Source organism: Microbulbifer sp. (genome assembly GCF_051659245.1).
Taxonomy (GTDB): Bacteria; Pseudomonadota; Gammaproteobacteria; order Pseudomonadales; family Cellvibrionaceae; genus Microbulbifer.
This window is the reverse complement of record NZ_JBOFOC010000154.1, coordinates 1-7,247: the sequence shown is the minus strand read 5'-3', so window position 1 is coordinate 7,247 and position 7,247 is coordinate 1. Positions and strand designations below refer to the sequence as shown.

The 7,247-nt window shown below is 60.6% G+C and carries 4 protein-coding genes; all 4 read left to right on the top strand.

Annotated elements, in window-relative coordinates; all coding sequences use genetic code 11:
* Window positions 1–296, top strand: a 296-nt coding sequence (locus ACRC0P_RS15400; RefSeq protein ID WP_438632191.1) for a hypothetical protein, incomplete at its 5' end; no start/stop codon positions are given.
* 259 nt (window positions 297–555) lie between these two features.
* Window positions 556–2,331 carry a fibronectin type III domain-containing protein gene (locus tag ACRC0P_RS15395; RefSeq protein ID WP_438632190.1) on the top strand — a complete coding sequence of 592 codons (1,776 nt, stop codon included), beginning with the start codon at window positions 556–558 and terminating at the stop codon, window positions 2,329–2,331.
* 58 nt (window positions 2,332–2,389) lie between these two features.
* Entirely contained in the window at window positions 2,390–5,398 is a 3,009-nt protein-coding gene (locus tag ACRC0P_RS15390) for a TonB-dependent receptor (protein ID WP_438632189.1), read from the top strand.
* A 191-nt stretch (window positions 5,399–5,589) separates the two neighbouring features.
* The gene (locus ACRC0P_RS15385) at window positions 5,590–7,149 is read left to right on the top strand and encodes a pectate lyase family protein (RefSeq protein ID WP_438632188.1); all 1,560 of its coding nucleotides are present in this window, start codon (window positions 5,590–5,592) and stop codon (window positions 7,147–7,149) included.
* Window positions 7,150–7,247 lie beyond the last annotated feature (98 nt).

Here is a 7,247-nt window from a genome sequence, read left to right as displayed (position 1 = left end):
TCGGCTACGGCTGGTACCGCACCGCACCGGCCAAGCTGGAAAAACACTACCGGCGCTGGCGCCGCTCCTACGGAGTGGTTCGCTCAAGCCAACGCAGGTTCCATGCGTGTGAGCAGTTACCAACGGACGGCGACGCTGGTGACGGCGACGCCAGCCGCCAGGGAGCCCGGAGCGGCGACCTCGCCGGCGGGATGCCGGGGAGCGGGTGGACCTCTACGCCGCCCGGGGCCTGGATACCAGCAATAGCCTTCAGTTTCCAGGATATCAGCCTGACCACGACGGGCGACGGTGGCTGACCTCTTTCAGTAGTCTCACAGGGCTTGAGGCGCCCCTTATGACGTTTTTTTAACCAATATTCTCTCGCTAAGATGAAAAATGCGATAAGATTAAAAATGCGCCAAACACTGAATGATCCGTAAGGCTTGACCAAATTCACAAACCACTTGATATGGTCAAGCCAATTTGCTTACACTGCTAATCCAAAGCGGTTTCCAAGCCGAGCTCGCGCATTGGCGAAGCTCGATAAAAATAATGATGACGTAGAGAGGAAAAGCCATGAAATCCTGGCCCAGCACTGCGATACCTTTAGTCCTGTTCTCCAGCATGAGCGTCCTCACCGCCTGTAGCGGTGGCGGATCCGGCTCCGGCAATGAGGGGGATGTGGTCAGTACCCCACCGCCCGTTTCAACTTCCAGCAGCTCTTCATCCGGGAGCAGCTCCTCCGGCAGCTCCTCATCCGGGGGCAGCAGTGGTGGAGGCTCTGCCATCCTGTATGAAAACTTCGGCGACGGGCAGTTCGTCAACTTCGATGAGGCGGACACCGAGTTCTTCTTCACCCCGGAATACAAGGCCCTGAACGCCAACAATTCCGAGGATACCCGGCCCTCCTTCTATTACCCCACCTGCTGCTTCTTCCTCAATGACAACCCGGAGGATGGTCCGGAAGTGGCCCTGCATCAAATGGGGATCGTCAGCGACAACGGCAACCCTTCCATGCTCCTGGACACCGGCCGCTTTACCGCCGGCCAGACCCGGCCGGATATCGAAGCCGCAGACCCCAAGAAGGACACCACCTCCTCCGGTGACTTGGCCACCTGGGGCGAACTGGACCTGAGCCGGGACTACCGCATCTCCTTCTGCGTGAAGGACGCCGCCGGCAGCAGAAAAATGCAGATCTACGTGGACAACAACACCACTGGCGAGAGCAACTCCTTCTGGGGCGGTGGCGGCGGGGGCTCGCGCATCTTCGACGTGCCCACGGACATGCTGATACCCGGCAAGCGGGTGGAGATCAACATTCCCGGCAATACCACGCTCGAGCCGGGCGCCACTGAGGTGGACTTCCGCTCGGTACGGGTGGGCAATGGTAGCTCCTTCCTGCAGTTCCGTGTGGAAGGCGGCAGTACAGTGATCCTCGACGACCTGCTGGTGGAATACCAGGAGGAAGACGGCCAGGCGGAATTGCCCGAGTGTAACGTCTTCACCCCGGCCACCGCGCCCGACGCACCCTCGGAGGCACCCGTCGCAAGTGGCGGTGACACCAGTATCGTTGTCACCTGGAGCGATATCCTCGGCGCCAGCAGCTATGACCTGGCTTGGGGCACCGCGGACGACGTGAATAGCGCCACAGTGGTCGACGGCATAACCAATACCCAGTACGCCCTGGAGGATCTGGCAAACGGCACCCAGTACTTCGTATTTGTGCGCGCCAAGAACTCTGCCGGCACCAGCGACTGGAGCCCCTCTGCCTCTGCCACCCCGGAAGCGCCCGACGTGACCGACCCCGATGTGGTCCTCCTCGAGGATTTCAATGCTGCCACTAACGGCAACGCCAGCGAGACCAACCTCTTTACGCCTAACTACAAGAGTGTCTCCACCGATCCGCTCAAGCCTTTCTACAACGTCACCGCCGGGGGCTCGAACATAGCGGTAGCCGGCGGACAGCTGGGTTACAACAACGCACGTTTCTCCCTCGGCGAAACGGAACCCGGGACCGCCACTGCCGCAGGCGTCGCACCCTCCGGTGACATGGACTTGAGCCAGCCCTACGAGATCAGCTTCGAGGTAGTGATCAACGACAACGTGGATGATGGCACCGGTAAGTGCCAGGTGTACGCGGATAACAATACCACCAGCAGCGGCAACTCCATCCACGACGGCGCTTCGAAAATATTCGAAGCATCGGTAGTTCAGTTGGCGGGAGGCTCCCCCACCGGCACCGTGATCATCACTAGCGACGTGGGAACGGAGACATCCTTCCTGCAGTTCCGCTGCGACAGCGGCGTGGAAACCCCGATAACCATCGACAATCTGGTAATCCAATACCAGTAGCGGATCAGCGCGGCCGCTCGGCGGCCGCATAGTAATAAGAAGGATGGGAGACAGAATAATGAAACACCACAGCAAAAAAATCCTGCCCCTGGCCATAGCCCTGGCCAGCGCCCAAGCGTTTTCCCAGGAGCAGGAGAAAGACGAAACAACCCTTTACGACGCCGCCCTCGAGGAAATCTACGTGGAAGGTGTGCGCGCCGCCGACGCCAACGCCCGCGCCGCCGAACGCAGCAAGGATAACTTCAGTTCCATCGTCACCCAGGACGATGCCGGCAACTTCTCCGACCAGAACGTGGCCGAACTGCTGCAGCGGATGCCCGGCATCACCCTGCAGAGAAGCGAGGGCGAGGGCAAGTTCGTCAACCTGCGCGGCCTGGGCGCGGGCATGGTGAGCGTGCGCATGGACGGCGGCGTCATGGCCAACGCCGGCGGCGGCACCGACGAGACCCTGGAGGACCGCGCCTTCTCCCTGGACAGCCTGCCCTCGGACGTGCTGCAGTCCATCGAGGTGAACAAGTCCCTGACTCCGGATATGGACCTGGACGCCATCGGCGGCTCCATCAACGTGAAAACCCTGTCCGCCCTGGACCGCGGCCGCGACACTTACAAACTGAGGCTGCAGAACTACTATGCGGACCAGGGAGGGGAAAACTCCCCCAAGGTCACCCTGCAGGGCACCAACCTGTTCCTGGACGACACCCTCGGTGTTGCCTACACCGGCTCCTGGGAGAAGCGCGTAACCCAGGGTTACCAGACCAAGCATCACGACAAGACCCTGCCGCAATACGTAAACCTGGGTGACCAGCGCATGCTGATCCCTTGGGAGTTCACCACTTACCAGGAAAATGCCGAGCGCGAGCGGTTGGCGGCGCTGCTCAACCTGGAATACCGGCCGGACGACAACAGCCGCTATCATCTGAAGATCAACCACACCAGCTACTCCGACGACGACATAGCTCAGCGCGAGTACTACCGCTTCAACTTCCAGAACGGCGATGAAGAGCTTCGCTTCCTGGACGGCGACAATCAGGTGTTCGCCGGCCAAGACGTGGACTTGCAGCAGCAGTTCTTTATCCAGGAATCGGAGGTCACTACCAATACCTTCGCCCTCGGCGGCGAGAACTACTTCGGCGACGGCTGGAAAGTGGATTACGAGCTGGTCTCCTCGCGCAGCGAGAATGAGAAGCCGGACGGCCGCCGGGTGCAGTTCCGCCTGCGGGAGCAGTTCGCCGCGGGCAGCTTCGGCGAAGACTTCCTGAACGGGCAGATAATCTCCCTCCAGCAGATGCAGGAACTGGAGGCAACCGGCAGCATCTCCAGCGGCGCCGCTTCCAATGGCAACACCTACGAATTCGGCAGCGTGGTTCAGCCGAACCTGCTCTACGACAACCTCTTCCTGGAGGACAACCTGCGCAAGGATGAAGTGGACCAGTTCTCCCTGAATCTGCGCAAGGACTGGGACGACGACGGCTGGCTCAACTATGTGAAGGCCGGCGTCAAGGCCAACCAGCGCACCCGCAGCAACGACAAGAACCGCGTCAGCATTGTGCCAGGGGACAAGGCCATCGCCGGCTGCGCCGGCGACGCCGAATGCAGGGACATGGCCCGCGCCCGACTGGGGGCTTTCGACAACTATATCCTGGCGAACCCCAACTTCGACCACGCCGTTATCACCCGCGGCGAGGCGGAACGCCTGATCGACGTCACCCGCGTCATCGGCGACAACTACGACGTGGAAGAACGGGAGCTGGAATCCACCAAGCTGGATTACGAGCTCACCGAGGACAGCTCCGCGGCCTACGCGATGGCGGAATTCCAGGTGCTGCCGGAAGCCACCCTGATCGCCGGCGCCCGCTACGAGCGCACGGAGTTCGCATCCACCGGCTATATGGCCCTGCGCAACGATCGCAACGAAACCGGCCCGTTGGTGCAACCGCTGGAATCCCTCGACATTTCGCTGCCGCTTGAAGAAGTCGGCAACGACTACGACGTCTTCCTGCCTGCGCTCCACTACCGCCACGAGCTGAGCGAAGACCTGCTCGCCCGCGCCGCCCTCTGGACCAGCTTCAGCCGCCCGGATTTCGGCAAGAGCCGCGGGTTTTTCGAGGTGACCGATCGAGTGGAGTTCTGTAATACAGATCCCGACTACACCGGTGACGTAAAGTGTTCCGATGACCCGAAGGCGTTCGGCATTGCCCGTGGGCAAGAACTGGAGTACCAGGCACAGTGGTTCGAGATGTCCTCGAACAACTCGGTGCGCATCGGCAATCCGGGCCTGGACCCGATGCGGGCCACCAACCTGGACCTGTCGCTCTCCTGGTACGGCGAGGACACCTTCCTGGAGGGTGCCTTCTTCTACAAGGACATCAAAGACTTTATCGTCGATGCCAATGGCGTGAGCGTGAATATCGCTGAGCTGCCCTTCCGCCTGCCGGTGGAACAGGTGGATCTGTTCCGGATCCCGGCGGACCTCACCATCGACAACGCCAACACCTACCTGAACGGTGAGAGCGCCGAGGTGTACGGTGTCGAGCTGAGCTACAGCCAGTACTTCGAGGGCCGCTGGGAGGACCACAAGATCGGCCGCTGGCTGGACAATATCTTCGTGCAATCCAACCTGACCCTGCAATCCAGCGAAGGTAACGTGGGCGACAGCGTGCGTGTGGGCTCCATCCAGCTGCCGGAGACCGCCGACACCGCCGCCAACCTGACCCTCGGCTGGGAGAACGATGACTTCTCGGTACGCTTTATCACCAACTACACCAGCGAAACTCTCAAGCGCATCGGCGGCTGTACCGCCGAGGATAAGGCCGCGGACGCCGAACTCGGCTACGCGGCGAACTGCAGCGCCTGGGGGGATATGTACAAGGACGAGTCACTGACCTTCGACATCAAGGCCACCTATCGGGTGATGGAAGGTATGCGCGTCTACTTTGATGCGGTCAACATCACCGACAGCGTGGACCAGTACTACTTTGCCGGCAACGCGGATTCCGGCGGTCCCATCCTGTTCAACGTGGAGCAGTACGGCCCCGGCTACCAGCTGGGCCTGACAATGGACTTCTAGCATCGATGCCCCGTGCCCCGCCTTCGCGGGGCTTTTTTGCGTTGTGAAGCAAAGTAAGTGGGGTGAATGAATTATAGCTGTAGGGTGGATAAGCGAAGCGCATCCACCATCTCCACGAACCGATCGGTGGATGCGCTTCGCTTATCCACCCTACAAAAATATTTTGAATTTGCATCACCAGAGGAATCGTCATGAAGTTGTATCCCACTCCGCTGGCCCTGGCCGCATCTCTGCTACTCGCCGCCTGCGGCGGTGGCGGCGGCTCCTCCGATACTATTTCACCGTCCTCGTCGAGTTCATCCTCGTCGAGTAGTTCGTCATCCAGCAGCAGCTCCAGCTCATCCGGCGGCAATCCCAGCTCCGCAGACATCAGCAACGAATGCCGCACGCTGGCCACCGACCCCAATGTCAACTGGCAGGATTCCACGGAGCTGGATACGGACCAGGAGATCGTCGAGTGCCTGTCCCAGACCCTGGGCCGCGCCGTGGGCTACGGTGAAGACGCCCTGGGCGGTTACGACCCGAATGGCGGCAGCAAGCTGGTGGTTATCAAGAAAAACCAGGCAAAGTCCGTGGAGCAGCAGATCTACGATGCGGTCAGCAGCAGCGACCACAACTGGATAGTGTTCGACAAGTTTGACTTCGCCCAGGAAACGGAAGTCTCCATGCACCGGGTTTACTGCAACCGCTCATCTGTGCAATCGGCGATCGAAGGCACACAAGCCCAGTGTATCGACTACCACCAGTGGTGCGCCGACAAAGGCGTGGCCGAAGCCAACTGCGCGGCGGAGTTCTTCAATAACCGCCTCAATGTCAGCGGCCTGCCCATTAGCAATGCGGAAGTGGGCTCCAACACCACCCTGGACGGCCGCCACAGCAATGCCTATTTCCGTTTCAACGGTTTTAAGGTGGATGCCGAGAACGTAATTCTCACAAGCCTGGACTTCCGCGGTGCCGGCCACGTCGAGGACCATGAACTGGACCCGGACATGATCCGCAGCGACGGGGCGCAGGATGTCTGGATTCACAAAAACAGCTTCGAGCTCACTGGCGACTCCGCCTTCGACGTGAAAAACGCTGCGCACAATATCACCATATCCTTCAACCGGCTGACGGACGTGAAGCGGGCCGGTCTGCACGGCTCGAGCGATACAGAGGCGGGTATAGAACAGATCCGCACCACCATGCACCACAATGCCTTCGTCACCCGCGACGCCAAGTACGATGATTTCTCCGGCGGCGGGCGGAGGGTGCCGCTGATCCGCGGCGGCCGCACCCATATGTTCAACAACCTGTTTATGAACTACCGCAGGGACGTGTTCAGTGCACGCTGGGGAGCCCAGGTACTGTGGGAAAACAACGCCCTGATGGTGAACCAGGAAATCGCCGGCGTTTCGCTGGGCACCCTGGGTAACGAGCTGGCGCGCGACGGCTACAGCAACGACGATGCCGAAAACCAGAGCGGCTTCCGCGCCGAGGGCACCTTTGTGTGGTTCTCCGACAGCGCCTGCAACCTGAATGAGGCCGGCTCCATGGAGATCACCAACGCCTGGGGCACAGTGGCCGACCTCCCCGCGGACTACTCCCAGACGTCGCGGGATACGATCAGCGCACAGATGGCCGATGCCGGCCAGAACCTGGTGGACTACATCAGTGCCACTGCGGGCAAGGACGGAGAAGAGCCCTTCAATGCGCCCCTGGCCAACGACATGAACTTCGTTCTGGGCCTTGGCAAGGTTTCCTGCCAGTAACCAGAGACCGCGGAGCTTTTTACCTTATAGCGCTGAAGGCTCCAGCTCCGCACACGGGCCGCGGGCCCGTCTTAATAATGTAGGAGCGGCCCATGGCC